We start from the raw sequence: 16,633 nt of genomic DNA, 5'->3' as shown, positions 1-16,633 counted from the left end.
GGCTCGGCCGCGGCATCCATGCCGCGGACGGTCCTGCCCCGCCCGGCCCCCGCTGCCTTCCCATCCCCCCGCGAGCGCGGTGGGTTGGCTCTTAGAAGCAAGCGCAGAAGCAGTGCGGACCAACGGTCCGCACCCACCAAAGCACAAAACACCACAGCAGCGGCGCGCCGCTTCCGAAGCCATGAACCCCCGCTTTTGCCCCCGCTTTCGGGCGGTCCGGCCGCGCCCGCGGGAAACTGTCAGGGATGGGGAAGGGCGGCAGGGCAGGACCGTGAGGCGCATGGATGCGCCGACCGAGCCCCCATGGATGGGTTTACGGCGTGTCCTGCCCTGCCGCCCTTCCCCATCCAGACCCGTAACAGGCAGGCGCCGCCAGACCCCCGATGAACCCGACCAACAGGACGACCCACCCCCCGGTCGGGTACGATGCTCGCCCCCCGTTCGGGACGCTGTACGCAATGAGCAAGAACAACGAAAAGGCCGCCCCGCAGGGCGACGTGACCCAGGACCAGGCCGAGGATGCCGTGCGCACCCTGCTGCGCTGGGCCGGTGAGGACCCGTCCCGTGAAGGCCTGCTGGATACCCCCCGCCGTGTCGCCGAAGCCTATGGCGACTGGTTCAGCGGTTACCGCGACGACCCGCGCGCCTACATGGAGCGGACCTTCGAGGAAGTGGCCGGCTACGACGAGCTGATCGTCCTGCGCGACATCGAGTACGAAAGCCACTGCGAGCACCACATGGCCCCGATCATCGGCCGCGTGCACGTCGGCTACCTGCCGGCCGGCAAGGTGGTGGGCATCAGCAAGCTGGCCCGTGTCGTCGAAGCCTACGCCCGCCGTTTCCAGGTGCAGGAGAAGATGACCGCGCAGATCGCCCAGTGTATCCAGGATGTGCTGCAGCCGATCGGCGTCGGCGTGGTCGTCGAAGGCGCCCACGAGTGCATGACCACCCGCGGCATCCACAAGCGCGGCGTCAGCATGGTCACCTCCAAGATGCTGGGCAGCTTCCGCGACGACGCGCGCACCCGCGCCGAGTTCCTGCGCTTCATCGAAGTGGGCGGCAAGCGCTGAGCCGCTTGCCCGCACCACGCCGGCTCCTGCAGGCCGGCATGCCCACGGCTGTCCACGCGGCAGCTGTGCATGGCGGTTTGTCCCTGTCAGCCCTACAGACTTCTTTCGCTGCATGAAGCATCGCGAACGCATTGCCCGTTATCGCCACCTGCGCGAACAGCCCCAGTGGAAGCTGCTTGCCGCCGACCACGCTCCGGAAATCATCGGCCTGCTGCAGGGCCTGCTGATGGACGGCGAGCGCACGTTGCCGTCCTCGGTACTGAACGAGCGACTGCAGCGCGCGCTGGACCAGCTGGCCGGCGATGAACTCTCGCGCGAGCTGCCGCGCACCGCGCAGGCCTACATCGCGCACTGGCTGGCCCAGGGCTGGCTGGAACGCCGTCTGCCCGAAGGCGCCGACCAGGAGCAGTACGAGCTGGCGACCGCGGCACTGCAGGCGATCCGCTTCGCCGACGGCCTCGAGCAGGCCCGCGTGGCCGCCACCGAAAGCCGCCTGGCGCTGGTCATTGAACAGCTCTCGGCGCTGGCTGCGCAGACCGAAGCCGATCCCGATGCGCGCCTGTCCGCGCTGCACGACGAGCGCGACCGCATCGATGCCGAAATCGCCCGGGTCGGTACCGGCCGCGTGGTTGCGCTGGACGGCAAGCGCGCGCTGGAACGCACCCGCCAGATCATCGGCCTGGCCGACGAGCTGACCGAGGACTTCCGCCGCGTGCGCGATGACTTCGAGCAGCTCAACCGCGATTTCCGCGAACGCATCATCGACGACGAGGGCGAGCGCGGCGATGTGCTGTCGCAGCTGTTCGAAGGTGTGGATGTCATTGGCGAAAGTGACGCCGGGCGCAGTTTCCAGGCCTTCTGGCGCCTGCTCAACGACGCCGAACAGAGTGCCCAGCTCGATGCCGCGCTGGAAGCGGTGCTGGCGCGCGGCTTCGCCCGCCGCCTGGACCGCAACGAACGCAACTTCCTGCGCAGCTTCACCAGCACCATGCTCGAGCGCGGTGGCCAGGTACACGACGTCCTGCAGAACTTCGCGCGCAGCCTGCGCGGCTTCGTGCAGAGCCGTGGCTACCTGGAACAGCGCCGCCTCAACCAGTTGTTGAAGCAGGCGCAGTCCGAAGCGCTGGCCCTGCGCGACGAATTCCCCGCACAACGCGGCATCGGCCGCGACCTGCAGCTGACCACCAGCCGCCTGCGCTCGTGGTCGCAGTGGAAGCTGCATGATCCGCGCAGCGCCCAGGTCGACGGCAATGTCGAGTACAACGACGCGGCCGCGATCAGCCTGGAGAGCGTCGGCGACCTGGTCGCTTCGTCCGAAATCGACTTCCGCACCCTGCGCCGCGACCTGCACGACCTGCTCGACGCACAGCCGCGGCTCAGCATCGCCCAGGCCCTGTCGCAGCGCGAGGCGCCGCAGGGTCTTGGCAGCGTCATCGGCTATCTGTCGCTGGGCACGCGCTTCGGCAACGTGGTCGCCGGCGAGCAGGAGCTTGCGCAATGGCGTGGTGGCGACGGCCAGGTCCGTCGCGCCCGCATCCCGCTGGTTTGGTTCACCCAGGAGAGACGCCATGAGCTGGCATGAAGATCCCATCGACGCAGCGCAGGCCGACGTGGCGGAAGACGCCTACGAGGCCGAACCGGTGGCGGCCGTGGCGCAGCCCCGCCGTGGCAACGACGTCTATTACCTCGGCGACACCGGGCGCCTGCCGCTGGATGCGCGCCGCGCGCTGTGCCAGCTGCTGATCGGCCCCAGCATCGACCAGCTGCGCCACGCCAAGCTGTGGCCGGCACTGATCCGCAGCGAAGCGGCCATCCGCTCGTCGCTGGCGGACCTGTTCCTGGAACTGGTGCTCGACCGTGACAGCGGCGTGGCGTTCACCCGCCAGGCCGATACCGAAGACGTCGACGCGCCGGTGCTGCTGCGCACCTCGCCGCTGACCTTCATCGACTCGGTGCTGTTGCTGTACCTGCGCCAGCAGCTGGCCGAAGCCGATGCGCGCGGCAACCGCGCGGTGGTCGCCGATGCCGAAATGGCCGAAGCACTGGCCATCTACGAAAAGAACCTGTCCACCGACCGCGCCGGCTTCAACCGCCGCGTCGCCTCGGCGGTGCAGAAGATGAAGGACAACCACATCCTGACCCGCCTCAGCGGCCAGGAAGACCGCCACGAAGTCTCGCCGGCGCTGAAGCTGCTGTTCTCCGCCGAAGACGTGTCCCAGCTCTCGGCGGTCTACCGCCAGCTGCGCGAAACCCCGGCCGCCGAGGCCTGAGAGACCCGACCATCGCATGGCTATCTCCAAGCACACTCCCGCCCTGTTCAACGAAGGCCTGCCGGACCCGCGCCTGCAGCAGTTCCGCATGCGCCGCCTGCAGGTGCACAACTGGGGCACCTTCAACGGCCTGACCGAAGTACCGATCGCCGAGCGCGGCTTCCTGTTCGTCGGACGTTCCGGCTCGGGCAAGTCGACACTGCTCGATGCCATGTCCGCGCTGCTGACGCCGCCGGCCATCGTCGACTTCAACGCTGCTGCGCGTGAAGCCGAGCGCAGTGGCCGCGACCGCAACCTGGTGTCCTACGTGCGTGGCGCGTGGGCTGACCAGCAGGACAGCGGCACCGGCGAAATCGCCACCCAGTACCTGCGCAAGGGCGCCACCTGGACCGCACTGGTGCTGGAATACCGCGCCGGCGATGGCCGCGTGGTCAGCCTGGTGCGCCTGCTGTGGATCTCCGGCAACGGCACCTCGGCCGGTGACGTGCGCAAGCACTACATGATTGCCGAGCGCCCGTTCGACATCGCCAAGGATCTTGGTGGGTTCGACCTGGACCTGCGCAAGCTCAAGCAGAAGCTGTCCGACCTGCACCACTTCGACACCTTCTCCGGCTACGCCGAGCGCTTCCGCGACCTGCTCGGCATCGACAACGAGATGGCGCTGCGCCTGCTGCACAAGACGCAGTCGGCGAAGAACCTGGGCGACCTCAACGTCTTCCTGCGCGACTTCATGCTCGACACGCCGAAGACCTTCGACGCCGCCGAGCGCCTGGTCAGCGACTTCGCCGAGCTCGATGGCGCGCACCAGGCGGTGGTCACCGCCCGCCGCCAGGTGGAGACCCTGCTGCCGGCACGCGCCTACTACAACGACCTGAAGGAAATGCACCGCCGGCGCGGCGACGACGAAGCCCTCAAGCTCGGCGTCGACAGCTTCCGTGAAAGCCGCCGCCAGGCGCTGATCGAAGCGCGCCTGCGCGAGATGGACGTGCGTGACCGTGGCCTGCTCGGCGAAGAAGCCCAGCGCCGTGCCGCACTGGACAATCACACCGAGCGCCTGGCCGAACTGGAACTGCAGCGCCGCCAGCAGGGCGGTGAGCGCATCGAAGAACTGGAACGCGAGCAGGGCCGCGCCGAAGCCGAGCGCGACCGCCGCCAGGCCAAGCGCGAGCAGGCAAGCCTGGCCGCGCAGCAGCTGGGGGCCGAACTGCCGGACGACGCACACGGCTTCGCCGAACTGGTCGAGCGCGCACAGAACGAGCTGCAGGACCGCCAGCGCGCCTCTTCGGCGCTGGACGATGCGATCAGCGATCGCCTGGGTGGCAAGCGCGATGACGAGCGCCGCTTCGGCGAAGTCCGTGCGGAACTCGAAGCGATGCAGCGCACGCCCTCCAACATCCCGGCGCCGATGCAGAAGCTGCGCGCGCGCCTGGCCGAGGAAACCGGCATCGCTGAAGCGGCGCTGCCGTTCGTCGGTGAACTGATCCAGGTCCGCTCGGAAGAGCAGGGCTGGCAGGGTGCCATCGAGCGCGTGCTGGGTGGCTTCGCGCTGTCGCTGCTGGTCGACGACAAGCATTACAACGACGTCGCCGAGTGGGTGAACCGTACCCACCTGGGCATGCGCTTCACCTACTACCGCGTGCGCCGCAACGATGATGCGTTCGCCCGTGAGCCGTCGGCGAAGTCGCTGCTGCACAAGCTGGAACTGCGCGAACACGTGTTCGAAAGCTGGCTGCGCCGCGAGCTCGGCAAGCGATTCGACTACGAGTGCGTGGACGCCAAGCAGCTGCGCAACGTCGACCGCGGCATCACCCGCGAAGGCCAGGTCAAGCATCCGGGCGACCGTTTCGAGAAGGATGACCGCAGTGCGGTGGGCGACCGCCGTCGCTGGATCCTTGGTTTCAACAACCACGACAAGGTGGGCGCCTTCGAGCGCGAAGCTCAGGAACTGGCCAAGCGCATCGCCAGCTGCGAGACCGACATCGCGCGCCTGCGTGGACAGCGTGACCGCGACAACGAACGCCGCCTGGCCTGCCACGAGCTGGTCAGCATCAGCTGGAACGAGATCGACATCGCCGCCCCGCAGCAGCGCCTGAGCGACATCGAGGCCACGCTGCGCGACCTGCGCGAAGGCAATGCCGACCTCGCCAAGCTGGCCAGGCAGATCGACGCCGTGCGCGCCGACATCGAGCAGGCCCGCCGCACCTATGAAGACGTCCGCGTCGAGCGCGGGCAGCTGGTCAAGGAACGCGATCGCCTGGACCGCGCGCGCCAGCAGAGCCGTGCGCTGGTGCTGCCGAGCCTGGCCCAGGAGCAGGAAGCCGGCCTTGCCGAGCGCCTGCAGGAGCAGGGTCCGCTCAGCCTGGAAACGCTGGAAGCGCACATGCGCCAGGTCAGCAACGCGCTGAACGAGCAGCTGTCGTCCTCGCAACAGGACCTCAACCGCATCGAGAACCAGCTGATCGGCTGCTTCCGTCGCTTCATCCAGCAATGGCCGGAGGAATCGGGCGACTTCACCGTGTCCGTGGCCTCGGCCGAGGACTTCCTCGCACGCCTCGAACGACTGGAGCGCGATGGCCTGCCGCAGCACGAAGAGCGCTTCTTCGATCTGCTGCAGAACCAGAGCAAGAACAACCTGCTGGCCCTGCAGCGCCACAGCGCCGAAGCCCGCAAGTCGATCGGCCAGCGCCTGGATGAAGTGAACGCCAGCCTGGAACAGGTGCCGTTCAACCGCGGTACGCTGCTGACCATCGAGCTGAGCGACCGCCGCCTGCCGGAAGTCGGCGAGTTCCACCTGCAGCTGCGCGAAGTGCTGTCGCAGCAGCAGACCGAGCAGCGCGAGCTGGCCGAATCGCAGTTCACCGTGCTGCGCCAGCTGGTCAACCGCCTGGGCTCGCAGGAGGGCGAGGACAAGCGTTGGCGGGAGCTGGTGCTGGACGTGCGCATGCACGTGGAGTTCATCGGCGTCGAGCTGGATGCGGAAACGCGCCAGCAGGTCGAGATCTACCGCAGCGGCGCCGGCAAGTCCGGTGGCCAGCGCCAGAAACTGGCCACCACCTGCCTGGCCGCGGCACTGCGCTACCAGCTCGGCGGTGCTGACAGCCAGCTGCCCAGCTACGCCGCAGTGGTGCTCGACGAAGCCTTCGACAAGGCCGACAACGAGTTCACCGCACTGGCAATGAACATCTTCGACAACTTCGGCTTCCAGATGGTGGTTGCCACCCCGCTGAAGTCGGTGATGACGCTGGAACCGTTCATCGGCGGCGCCTGCTTCGTCGAAATCAGCGGTCGCCACGATTCCGGCGTGCTGCTGATCGAGTATGACGAGGAAGGCAAGCGCCTGAAGCTGCCCGAGCGCAGCCGCCAGCAGGCCAACGAACCGGAAGAAGCCGAGGCCTGACCTGGCCGATTGAAGGGGAATGCCGGTCAGCGGCCGGCACCACATGGGCGGGGTTCATGACCCGATCGGATGGGGATGCCGGCCAGCGGCCGGCACTACCCATGGGCGGGGTTCATGACCCGGTAGTGCCGGCCGCTGGCCGGCAACCGCGTTCACGCAGCGCGGAACGTATCCCACGCCATCCGCGCGATCAGCACCACCACCAGCCCCACGAACAGCTTGCGGATGAACGGCGTGCCGCCCTTCAGCGCCAGGCGCGTGCCCACCACCGAACCGATGATGTTGGCCGCCGCCATCGGCAGCGCGAACAGCCACAGGATGTTGCCGGTCGGCACGAAGAACGAGATCGCCGCCACATTCGTCGCCAGGTTCACCACCTTCGACGCCGCCGAGGCGCGCAGGAAATCCAGCCCGAAGAAGCGCACGAACAGGAAGATCAGGAAGCTGCCGGTGCCCGGCCCGAAGAAGCCATCGTAGAAGCCGATCGCCGCACCGATCGCCAGCGCGATCACCAGTTCACGGCGGCCGATCTCCTGTGGCCGGTGCAACGCGCCGAAGTCCTTCTTCCACAGCGTGTAGGCCAGCATCGCGACCAGCAGCACCAGCACCAGTGGGCGCACCGCGTCTTTGGGCAGCAGGCTTACCGCGGTGGCGCCGGCGAAGGAGAAGATGAAGGCCGTGCCGGCCGCGAACAACACCGGCTTCCACGGGAAGCGCACGTTGCGCGCATAGCGCCAGGCGGCCGCACCGGTACCGAACATCGAACTGAACTTGTTGGTGCCAAACAGCATCGCCGGCGTCTGCTGCGGCAGCACCGTGAACAGGCCAGGCAGCTGCACCAGCCCACCACCACCGACGGCGGCATCGACCAGCCCGGCGATGAAGGCGATGACCACCAGCCACCACAACTCAGGGGGAACCAGTTCCAGCACGGCGATCAATCGATATGGGGGCGCGACAGCATACGCCTGTCATGCACTGGTCGACCGGTGCCCCGCGTGGATCCATCCGCACAACCCGGCGACAATGTCCGCATGAGCCGAAAACCCACCGATCCCTGCCCCTGCGGCCTTCCCGCCGAGTACGCCGCCTGCTGTGGCCGTTTCCATGCCGGTGAGGCCGCCCCCGATGCCGAGCGCCTGATGCGATCGCGTTACAGCGCCTATGTGCGGGCGCTGGCGGACTATCTGCGCCAGAGCTGGCATCCGGATACCCGCCCGGCCGAGTTGTCGCTGGATGATGCGCCCGGCCAGCGTACGCATTGGCTGGGCCTGACCGTGCACGAGCACATCGTCACCGGCGCCGACAGCGCCGAAGTGCGCTTCACCGCCCGCTACCGCGTGGGCGGCGGCAGCGCGGTGAAGATGGCCGAGCACAGCCGCTTCCTGCGCGTCGACGGCCGCTGGTACTACCTCGACGCAGTGTGAACCTCAGCCGCCGCGTGCCGCCAGCACGCGCTGGCCGGCATGCGCGCGGACCTGGTTGCGGCCACCGTCCTTGGCTGCGTACAGCGCTTGGTCGGCGGCCTTGATCACTGCCGCTGGCCGCTCATCCACGCGGCTGTCTGCCAGCCCGATGCTCACCGTCACCTGCACCGTCTGCCCGCTTCCGCCGCGTCCGCGCTGCCGGCGCCCCGTTTCATCGTCGCGGCTGCGTGTGCTCCGGTCGCGCAGCTGCATGCGGGTGTCCTCGATGGTCTGCCGCAGCGCCTCGACTGCATCCACGCAGGCCGCTGCGGGACGATCCAGGAACACCACCGCGAACTCCTCGCCGCCATAGCGGAACGCCCGGCCACCATCGCCCACCCGGCCCAGGCGCGAGGCCACCAGGCGCAGCACATCGTCGCCGGTGTCGTGGCCGTGGGTGTCGTTGAACGACTTGAAGTGGTCCACGTCCACCATCGCGATGCTGTAGGTGCCGCGCGCCCGCTGCAGGGTCTCATTGAAGGCGCGGCGCCCCGGCAGGCCGGTCAGCTCATCGCGGAAGGCCATATGGAAGGACTCCTGCATCATCGCGCCCAGCATCAGCAGCAGGGCCGCACTGGCCAGTGCCGGCAGCAGCACCGGCTGCAGGAACACCCGTGGCAGCATCCACCACAGGCACAGCAGGGCCAGCAGCATCGCCGTGTGCAACGGGCGCGGATGCCGCCAGGCCTGCCAGCCCAGCGCGGCGGTTGCCAGAAGGAACAGCAGCGCTGGCAGCTGTGCCAGCGCGTTCCAGTCGGCCGGAATCCAGCTCCAGTGGCGGTTGGACAGCAGATCGTGCATGCCCCGGGGTTGCTGCGTGGCCAGCAGCAGGAAGATCACCAGCGCGGCGCCACTGGCAACACCTCGCAGCAGCAGGTCGCGACGGCGGCGGCCGCGCTCGGGCCACAATGCCAGGCCCGCGAACAGCAAGGGCAACCAGGCCGAAATGGCATGGAAGCGCAGCGGTGTCAGCGCCGTGACATGGCCGCTGTGCAGGTAGCCGCCCACGTCCTGGTGCAGCAGCGCGAACATGACCGCCACCACCAGCAGCAGGCAGAGCGTACGCACCTGGTGGTAGAGCAGGGCAAGGCCGGCGCCGAGGCAGGCCAGCAGCCAGGGCAGGATGCGTTGGGCCGGGCTGGCAACGTCTTCGTTGCCCAGTGCTGCCCACAGCACCACGGCAACCAGCACGGCGGGCAGCACGAACAGGTAATGCGCAGGCTGGCGGAGCGGATGCAGGGGCAAGCAGGAATTCCAGCGCGGTGACGACGCGGCCGCAGCATTGCCGTTAGCGGCGTTCGCACCGGCTTCTTGAATGCGGGATGGTCACGCATGTGAACGCGTTGACGTCGAACGATGACATCGCACTCACCCTGTTGCGCAGATGCTGCCCGGATGGACAGCGTAGCCACCGCCGTCGCTGCCCCGCAGCGCGATCTCGCCCGCCAGTACGCATGTGTGCGGAACCGCAGCATGCACCTGGCAGCCCCCCTCAGCGCCGAAGATGCCATGCTGCAGAGCATGGCCGATGCCAGCCCGAGCAAATGGCACCTGGCCCACACCACCTGGTTCTTCGAACGCTTCGTGCTGGCCGGCTTCCCACCTGCACCGGCGCATGACCCTGCCTGGGACTACCTGTTCAACAGCTACTACAAGAGCCTCGGCCCGGCGCACGCCCGGCCGCAGCGTGGGCTGCTGTCGCGGCCATCGCTGCAGCAGGTGCGCGACTACCGCCAGCAGGTCGATGCACAGGTGCAATCGCGGCTGGCGGCAGGCGACCTTGATGAGCAGGCACTGCAGCACCTGCAGTTGGGCCTGCAGCACGAGCAGCAGCACCAGGAACTGCTGCTCACCGACATCAAGCACGCGTTCTGGTGCAATCCGTTGCAGCCGGCCTACCGCGAGGACCTGCAGCCTGCAACCAGCGCTGCCAGTGCGCAGGGCTGGATCGAGTCGCCCGAGCGCATCGTCACCATCGGCGCCGCAGCCTGGCCGCAGCACACCGCCTTCGCCTACGACAACGAATCGCCGGCGCATCGCGTGCTGCTCCCCGCGCACGCACTGGCCGAGCGTCCCGTCAGCAATGCCGAGTACCGCGCCTTCATCGACGCCGGCGGCTACCGCGAACCGCGCTGGTGGCTCAGCGAAGGCTGGGCGCTGCGCGAAGCCGAGAGCTGGCAGCACCCGCTGTACTGGGATGACGCCCTGCAGCGCGAGTACACCCTGGGCGGTTGGCGCGAACTGGATCCGCATGCGCCGGTCTGCCACCTCAGCTACTACGAGGCCGATGCCTGCGCCCGCTGGGCCGGTGCGCGCCTGCCCAGCGAGTTCGAGTGGGAGGCTGCCGCCGCAACGCTGCCGCCTCGCGGTCATTTTGCCGATGACGATCGGCTGCACCCGCAGGCTGCAGGGGGCAGTGGACTGCGTCAGCTGTTCGGCGATGTATGGGAATGGACCCACAGCGCGTATGGCGCCTACCCGGGCTTCCGCCCTTTCGCCGGCAACCTCGGTGAATACAACGGCAAGTTCATGTGCGGGCAATGGGTGTTGCGCGGTGGCAGCTGCGCCACGCCGCGTGGCCACGTGCGTGCCAGCTACCGCAACTTCTTCATGCCCCCGGCGCGTTGGCAGTTCTCCGGGCTGCGCCTGGCCAGGGACCTCGCATGAGTACGGTGCACGACGCACTGCAGGCGCTGACCGATCTCACCCCCGGCCGCCAGCAGATCCTCACCGACGTGGTGGCCGGGTTGTCGCGCACGCCGCGCCAGCTGCCGTCCAAGTACTTCTACGATGCGCGCGGCTCGCGCCTGTTCGAGCAGATCACGCAGACCCCCGAGTACTACCCCACGCGCACCGAGCTGGCCCTGCTTTCACGGGTACTGCCGGACATCGCCCGAAGCGTCGGGCCGCACCTGCACGTGGTGGAACTGGGCAGCGGCAGTGGCCGCAAGACCGCGTTGCTGCTGGCCGCCCTGCACGACCCGGTGGCCTACACGCCCATTGAAATCTCGCGTGCCGCGCTGCTGTCCAGCATCGACCACCTGGCCCCGGCGCTGCCCGAGGTGGAGATGCTGCCGGTCTGTGCCGACTTTACCCGTCCCGTCGCCGTACCCATGCCCGAACGCGAACCCGCGCGACGGCTGCTGTTCTTCCCCGGTTCCACGCTGGGCAACTTTGAAGGCGAGGACGCGGTCGCGCTGCTGCGCGCGATGCGCCAGACCATGGGGCGTGATGGCCTGGCCCTGGTCGGCATCGACCTGCACAAGGACCCGGCGCTGATCGAGGCGGCCTACAACGATGCGCAGGGCGTCACCGCCGCATTCACCCTGAACCTGCTGGCCCGCCTCAACCGCGAGGTCGGCAGCGACTTCGATCTGCAGGGCTTCCGTCATCGTGCCCGCTACAGCGTCGCGCGGCTGCGCATCGAGACCGATCTGGTCAGCCAGCGGGCACAGGACGTCCATCTGGATGGCCGGACCTTCCATCTCGAGGCCGACGAACCGATCCGCGTCGAATACAGCCACAAGTACACCGACGAGAGCTTCGAAGCGTTGCTGCAGCCGGCTGGCCTGCAGGTCATGCAGCGCTGGGATGCTGAAGGCCCGGCCTATGGCCTGCGCCTGTTGCGTGCCATCTAGGGCGGACGGCCAGCCGGTACCGCTTCAGGTTCAGCAGCACCGCTACCCCTAAGATGGCCGTGCAACGGCAACACGGAGGACGCCATGCCCATTCTGACCACGCTCGGCCTGGCGGCCGCTCTTGCCTCGGCGCCGACAGCGCCCGCCGCGCCTGCCGGCGACATCGATCCGGCGTTCAGCCGCTGCCTGTCGGGCCTGCAGGCCACCGCTGCGACACAAGGCATCAGTCCCGACCGTTTCAACGCGATCACCGCCGGCCTCACCCCGGACCCCAGCGTGCTCGACCTGCTCGATGCACAGCCCGAATTCACCACGCCGATCTGGGACTACCTGGCCGCGCTGGTCGATCGCCCGCGCGTGGCTGATGGCCGCGCCCTGCTGCAGCAGCACCGCGACCTGCTCGATCGCGTGTCGGCGCAGTACGGCGTCGATCCGGCCACCATCGTCGCGGTCTGGGGCGTGGAGAGCGACTACGGCCGCGTGTTCGGCAAGCGCCCGCTGCTGCAGTCATTGGCCACGCTGTCCTGCGCCGGCCGTCGCCAACCCTTCTTCCGCGGTGAACTGCTGGCGCTGCTCAAGCTGATCGACCGCGGCGACCTGCAGGCCCAGGGGCTCACCGGCTCCTGGGCCGGTGCCTTCGGGCATACGCAGTTCATGCCCAGCACCTATGCGCGCATCGCCGTGGACGGTGATGGCGATGGCCGCCGCGATCTGGTCGGCAGCATTCCCGATGCGCTGGCGTCCACCGCCAACTACCTCAAGCGCGCCGGCTGGCGCAGCGGCGAGCCGTGGGGCGTGGAAGTCCGCGTTCCTGCGGGCTTCCACGCCAGCCAGGCCGGCCGCACCCAGCGTCGCGCCCTGGCCGACTGGCGTGCGCAGGGCGTGACTGCGCTGGATGGCAGCGTGTTGGCTCCGGCCAATCTGCCGGCGGATGCGCGCGCGGCGCTGCTGCTGCCGGCCGGCAACAAGGGCCCGGCATTGCTGGTGTTCCGCAACTACGACGCGATCTACAGCTACAACGCCGCCGAAAGCTATGCGCTGGCGATCGCGACGCTGGCTGACCAATTGCGTGGCGGCAACGGGTTGGCCACCGCCTGGCCGACCGATGACCCGGGCCTGGGCCGCGATGAGCGCCGCCAGCTGCAGACCCTGCTGCTGGCCCGCGGCCACGATATCGGTGCCGCCGACGGCATGATCGGTACCGCCACGCGCCGCGCGATCCAGGCCGAGCAGCAGCGCCTGGGCTGGAGCGAGGTGGACGGCCGCGCAGGCCAGCGCATCCTGCGCACGCTGCAGGAAGAGGCGGCCGCCATCGCACCCGCTGGGCAGAAAGCCTTGCCGGCGGCACGTTGACCGCGACATCATCGCCGCGGTCTTCAAGGAGCGTCATCGCATGCAGTCGAATCCGGACATCAGCACCGGCCTGTATCACGGCCTGGAGGCCTGGCAGGTGCGAACCGCCAACGCCACGGCGGTCGTCAGCGTGTTCGGCGGCCAGCTGCTGTCGTTCGTTCCTGATGGGCAGCCCGATCTGCTGTGGCTTTCGCCCACGCGCGCCGAGCTGCCCACGCCCATCCGCGGTGGCGTCCCGGTGTGCTGGCCGTGGTTCGGTCGCCAGGGCCAGAGCGCCGATGTACCGGCGCATGGCCTGGTACGTACCGCGCGCTGGGAGCTTCTGCAGGCCAGCCAGCGCGATGATGGCGAGGTCGAGCTGCAGTTGGCGCCTGCGCCCAGCGCCGATCGCGGCCTGCGCCTGCAGATGCAGTTGCGCATTGGCCGCCAGCTGCGCCAGCAGCTGGTCACCGAGAACACCGGAACCTCGCCGGTGACCTTCACCCAGGCCCTGCACAGCTATTTCCGGGTGGGCGATGCCAAGCGGGTCGAGGTCGAGGGCCTTGACGGCCTGCAGTACCTGGACAAGTACGAGGACTATGCGCAGCTGCGCCTGCAACAGGGACCGTGGTCATTGCGCGATCCGCGTGATCCCGGTCGCAGCGATCGCATCTATACCAGTGCCGGGGGCCACTACGTGCTGCATGATCCCGTACTGCAGCGGCGGATCGAGATCCGCAGCGAAGGCAGCCAGACGCTGGTGGTCTGGAATCCGGGCGCCGAGGCGGCAGCCAGGATGGCCGATGTCGGCGAGGGCTGGCGCGATTACGTATGCCTGGAAGTGGCCAACGCAGGCCCGGAGCAGATTACGCTTGCGCCGGGTGCGCGCCATCAGCTGGTGCAGACCCTGGGCAGTACCGCGCTGTAGGCGCGGACAACGATTTCAGTTTGTCGATGCAGGTAGCAAGGACGGAAAACATGCAGGAAGCACAATGGTGGTACGCCAATGGCAGGCAGAGCAGTGGGCCGGTGGATCTGGCCGGTCTTCGCCAGCTGCAGCAGGAAGGGACGGTTACGGCGCGCACCCTGCTCTGGTGCGAAGGCATGCCCTCATGGCGGCCGTTGGCGGAACTGGAGCAGGCTTCCACCCCCGTCGAGGTGGCTCCGGCCCTGGATATCGACGCAGCCCCTGCGGTTGAGGGCATCGCGCCGGATGTCGGCGATCCGTCCGATCCCTATCGTGCGCCGGCCGCTGCACCGGACAGGGCTGCGGCTGCCGGGCTGGAGGGCGAGATGGCCTTGTACGCCAGCGTGGTCGGCGGCAACTTCCCGATCTATCGCCAGCGCTGGCGGCTGGATCAGGGCGTTGCGACGGGCAGTGGCACCTGGCATTGGCCGGCCTTCCTGCTCGGCCTGATCTGGATGATGTACCGCAGGATGTACCGCCTGGCGGCGATGTGGGCTGGCCTGCTGCTGCTGATCAGCGTGGTGGAGACCTGGCTGGATGTGCCGGATGGCCTGTCGCTGGTCATCACCTTCGCGCTGAGCATCACCACCGGCATCTTTGGCAACAGCTGGTACCTGGCGCACTGCCAGCGCCTGATCGCCCAGGCCCGTGCCGTCACCGGCGACGATGATGCACGGCTGCGCAGCGAGCTGACCGCGCGTGGCGGCACCAGCGTGGTCGCCACACTGATCGCCATCGTCATCGCGGTGGCGCTGAGCATCGTCGGCGCAGCATTGGCCGGGTAGGGTGGGTCAGCGGTCCTGACGGGGCCGCAGCACCAGCAGGCACAGCGCACCGGCCACCAGGCCCCAGAACGCCGAGCCGATGCCGGCCAGTGAGACGCCCGAGGCGGTGACCAGGAAGGTGACCAGTGCCGCCTCGCGGTCCCGCTCTACCGCCAGCGCACTGGCCAGGCTGTTGGCGATGGTGCCGAACAGCGCGATACCGGCCACGCAGGCCACCAGCTCCTTGGGGAAGGCAGCGAACAGTGCGGCCACGGTGGCACCGAACAGTCCGATGACGATGTAGAAGGCACCTGCCGCCATGGCGGCGGTATAGCGTCGTGCCGGGTCCTCATGGGCATCGCGGCCCATGCAGATCGCGGCGGTGATTGCCGCCAGGTTCAGCGCGTACGCACCGAACGGCGCCAGTAGTGTATTGACCACACCGATCCAGCCGATCAGCGGCGACACCGGGGCGTCGTAGCCGGATGCCCGCATCACCGCCACGCCCGGAATGTTCTGCGAGGCCATGGTGACCACGAACAGGGGCAGGGCGATGCCGGCCACCGCGGTCCAGGACAGGGATGGGGTCACCCATTGCGGTACCGCCAGTTGCAGCTGCACCTGCTGTGCGTGCAGCAGGCCACGGCTGGCCGCAACCGCGATGCCGACCAGCAGGGTGGCGATGACCGCATAGCGCGGGAACAGGCGGCGTCCGGTCAGCCACGTGGCGAACATGGCCAGCGCCAGTACCAGTTGGGTGTTCATGGCCACGAACACGTCCAGACCGAAGCGCAGCAGCACCCCGGCCAGCATGCCGGCGGCCAGCGCCATCGGCACCCGTTGCATCAACCGGGCGAAGATGCCGGAGAAGCCAGCCAGCATGCCCAGAACCGCAGCGAGCAGGAATGCGCCGGTGGCCTCGGAAAGAGATGCGCCGCCGGCACCGACCACCAGCATCGCCGCGCCCGGTGTCGACCATGCGGTCACCACCGGTACCCGATAGCGCAGTGACAGCCCGATGCAGGTGACACCCATGCCCAGTCCCAGTGCCCACATCCATGAAGCGATCTGCGCCTGGTTGGCACCGACAGCTTGTGCAGCCTGGAACACGATGACGGCCGAACTGGCGAAGCCGACCAGCACAGTAATGAAGCCGGCAACGAGGGCCGGTACTGAAAGCTCGCGCCACCACGCTTGCCGCACCTGCATGTTCATTGCCGTCTCTCCACTGTGCATCCGTGCATTGATAGCCCTTGTGGCGTTGACCGCGCAACGCGCGGTCAACGCCACAGTGATCTTCGAGCGTATGCCATGCGTGACGTTGCCTTGGTTCTGTCATCACCCTGCAAAAAAATGCTTGACGAAATCTGCAGGATCTCTAGAATTCGCTCCCTTGCTGCAGCGCACCGCCTCTTCGGAAACGGCACGCAGACAGCAATGCCACCACCGACGAACGAGATGATCGAACGAAGGTGTTGACGGACTCGAAAAGTCCGGCATAATAGGCGGCTCGCAACGACGAAAGGCCTTCGGGTCCAACGCCGAAGCAGCATCGGCAACAACGTCCACCCCGGTGAGACGGCCTTGAAAAAAAGGTGTTGACGAAGCGGAAAAGCCGGCTATAATGGGCGGCTCGCTACGAAGGAAACTTCGCAGCACACGGGAACGGCGCTGAGGCCACTTCCCTCGATCTTTGAAAGTATGCGCAGGTATCTTGTGAAGGCGCCTG

At 68.0% G+C, this 16,633-nt stretch carries 13 protein-coding genes; 10 read left to right on the top strand and 3 right to left on the bottom strand.

Features of this window, described 5'->3' with window-relative positions; genetic code table 11:
• Positions 1 to 458 precede the first annotated feature (458 nt).
• The 4 genes from folE (at position 459) to AC5P9P_RS14345 (ending at position 6,737) form a co-directional block, all read left to right on the top strand.
• Positions 459 to 1,070 carry a GTP cyclohydrolase I FolE gene (gene folE / locus AC5P9P_RS14360; RefSeq protein ID WP_004141296.1) on the top strand — a complete coding sequence of 204 codons (612 nt, stop codon included), beginning with the start codon at positions 459 to 461 and terminating at the stop codon, positions 1,068 to 1,070.
• 112 nt (positions 1,071 to 1,182) lie between these two features.
• Positions 1,183 to 2,652 carry a DUF3375 domain-containing protein gene (locus tag AC5P9P_RS14355; protein WP_005411693.1) on the top strand — a complete coding sequence of 490 codons (1,470 nt, stop codon included), beginning with the start codon at positions 1,183 to 1,185 and terminating at the stop codon, positions 2,650 to 2,652.
• Complete coding sequence (locus tag AC5P9P_RS14350) at positions 2,639 to 3,340, top strand: DUF4194 domain-containing protein (protein ID WP_005411692.1); 702 nt, start codon at positions 2,639 to 2,641, stop codon at positions 3,338 to 3,340. Before AC5P9P_RS14355 ends, AC5P9P_RS14350 begins: the two co-directional genes overlap by 14 nt.
• A 16-nt stretch (positions 3,341 to 3,356) precedes the next feature.
• Positions 3,357 to 6,737 (top strand): ATP-binding protein, encoded by a 3,381-nt coding sequence (locus AC5P9P_RS14345; RefSeq protein WP_049403452.1) that lies wholly within the window; start codon positions 3,357 to 3,359, stop codon positions 6,735 to 6,737.
• Between the two features lie 152 nt (positions 6,738 to 6,889).
• Here AC5P9P_RS14345 and AC5P9P_RS14340 read toward each other — a convergent pair whose 3' ends face one another.
• On the bottom strand, positions 6,890 to 7,669 hold the full coding sequence (locus tag AC5P9P_RS14340) for a sulfite exporter TauE/SafE family protein (protein WP_005411690.1): 780 nt from the start codon (positions 7,667 to 7,669) through the stop codon (positions 6,890 to 6,892).
• A gap of 102 nt (positions 7,670 to 7,771) precedes the next feature.
• On the opposite strand from AC5P9P_RS14340, the gene AC5P9P_RS14335 reads away from it, so the two are divergent.
• Entirely contained in the window at positions 7,772 to 8,164 is a 393-nt protein-coding gene (locus AC5P9P_RS14335; protein ID WP_049403453.1) for a YchJ family protein, read from the top strand.
• Positions 8,165 to 8,167: 3 nt separating this feature from the next.
• On the opposite strand, the gene AC5P9P_RS14330 is transcribed toward AC5P9P_RS14335, so the two are convergent.
• On the bottom strand, positions 8,168 to 9,448 hold the full coding sequence (locus tag AC5P9P_RS14330; protein ID WP_049403454.1) for a GGDEF domain-containing protein: 1,281 nt from the start codon (positions 9,446 to 9,448) through the stop codon (positions 8,168 to 8,170).
• 150 nt (positions 9,449 to 9,598) lie between these two features.
• On the opposite strand from AC5P9P_RS14330, the gene egtB reads away from it, so the two are divergent.
• The 5 genes from egtB (at position 9,599) to AC5P9P_RS14305 (ending at position 14,925) form a co-directional block, all read left to right on the top strand.
• Positions 9,599 to 10,870 carry an ergothioneine biosynthesis protein EgtB gene (egtB, locus tag AC5P9P_RS14325; RefSeq protein WP_049403455.1) on the top strand — a complete coding sequence of 424 codons (1,272 nt, stop codon included), beginning with the start codon at positions 9,599 to 9,601 and terminating at the stop codon, positions 10,868 to 10,870.
• Positions 10,867 to 11,841: an L-histidine N(alpha)-methyltransferase gene (egtD, locus tag AC5P9P_RS14320; protein ID WP_111188348.1), complete on the top strand. Its 975-nt coding sequence runs from the start codon at positions 10,867 to 10,869 to the stop codon at positions 11,839 to 11,841. The genes egtB and egtD overlap by 4 nt, the downstream gene beginning before the upstream one ends.
• A gap of 84 nt (positions 11,842 to 11,925) precedes the next feature.
• Positions 11,926 to 13,194 (top strand): lytic murein transglycosylase, encoded by a 1,269-nt coding sequence (locus tag AC5P9P_RS14315; protein ID WP_111188347.1) that lies wholly within the window; start codon positions 11,926 to 11,928, stop codon positions 13,192 to 13,194.
• Between the two features lie 40 nt (positions 13,195 to 13,234).
• Positions 13,235 to 14,101 (top strand): D-hexose-6-phosphate mutarotase, encoded by an 867-nt coding sequence (locus tag AC5P9P_RS14310; protein ID WP_049403457.1) that lies wholly within the window; start codon positions 13,235 to 13,237, stop codon positions 14,099 to 14,101.
• Between the two features lie 50 nt (positions 14,102 to 14,151).
• A complete protein-coding gene (locus AC5P9P_RS14305; RefSeq protein WP_005411683.1) occupies positions 14,152 to 14,925 on the top strand; it encodes a DUF2628 domain-containing protein in 774 nt (257 codons plus the stop codon).
• A 6-nt stretch (positions 14,926 to 14,931) separates the two neighbouring features.
• On the opposite strand, the gene AC5P9P_RS14300 is transcribed toward AC5P9P_RS14305, so the two are convergent.
• Positions 14,932 to 16,119 carry a benzoate/H(+) symporter BenE family transporter gene (locus tag AC5P9P_RS14300; RefSeq protein WP_184013950.1) on the bottom strand — a complete coding sequence of 396 codons (1,188 nt, stop codon included), beginning with the start codon at positions 16,117 to 16,119 and terminating at the stop codon, positions 14,932 to 14,934.
• Between the last annotated feature and the right edge of the window lie 514 nt (positions 16,120 to 16,633).

The sequence above is a fragment of the Stenotrophomonas sp. YJH_SMC_14-1 genome, assembly GCF_059372275.1.
This window is presented reverse-complemented; position numbering and strand designations above follow the sequence as displayed.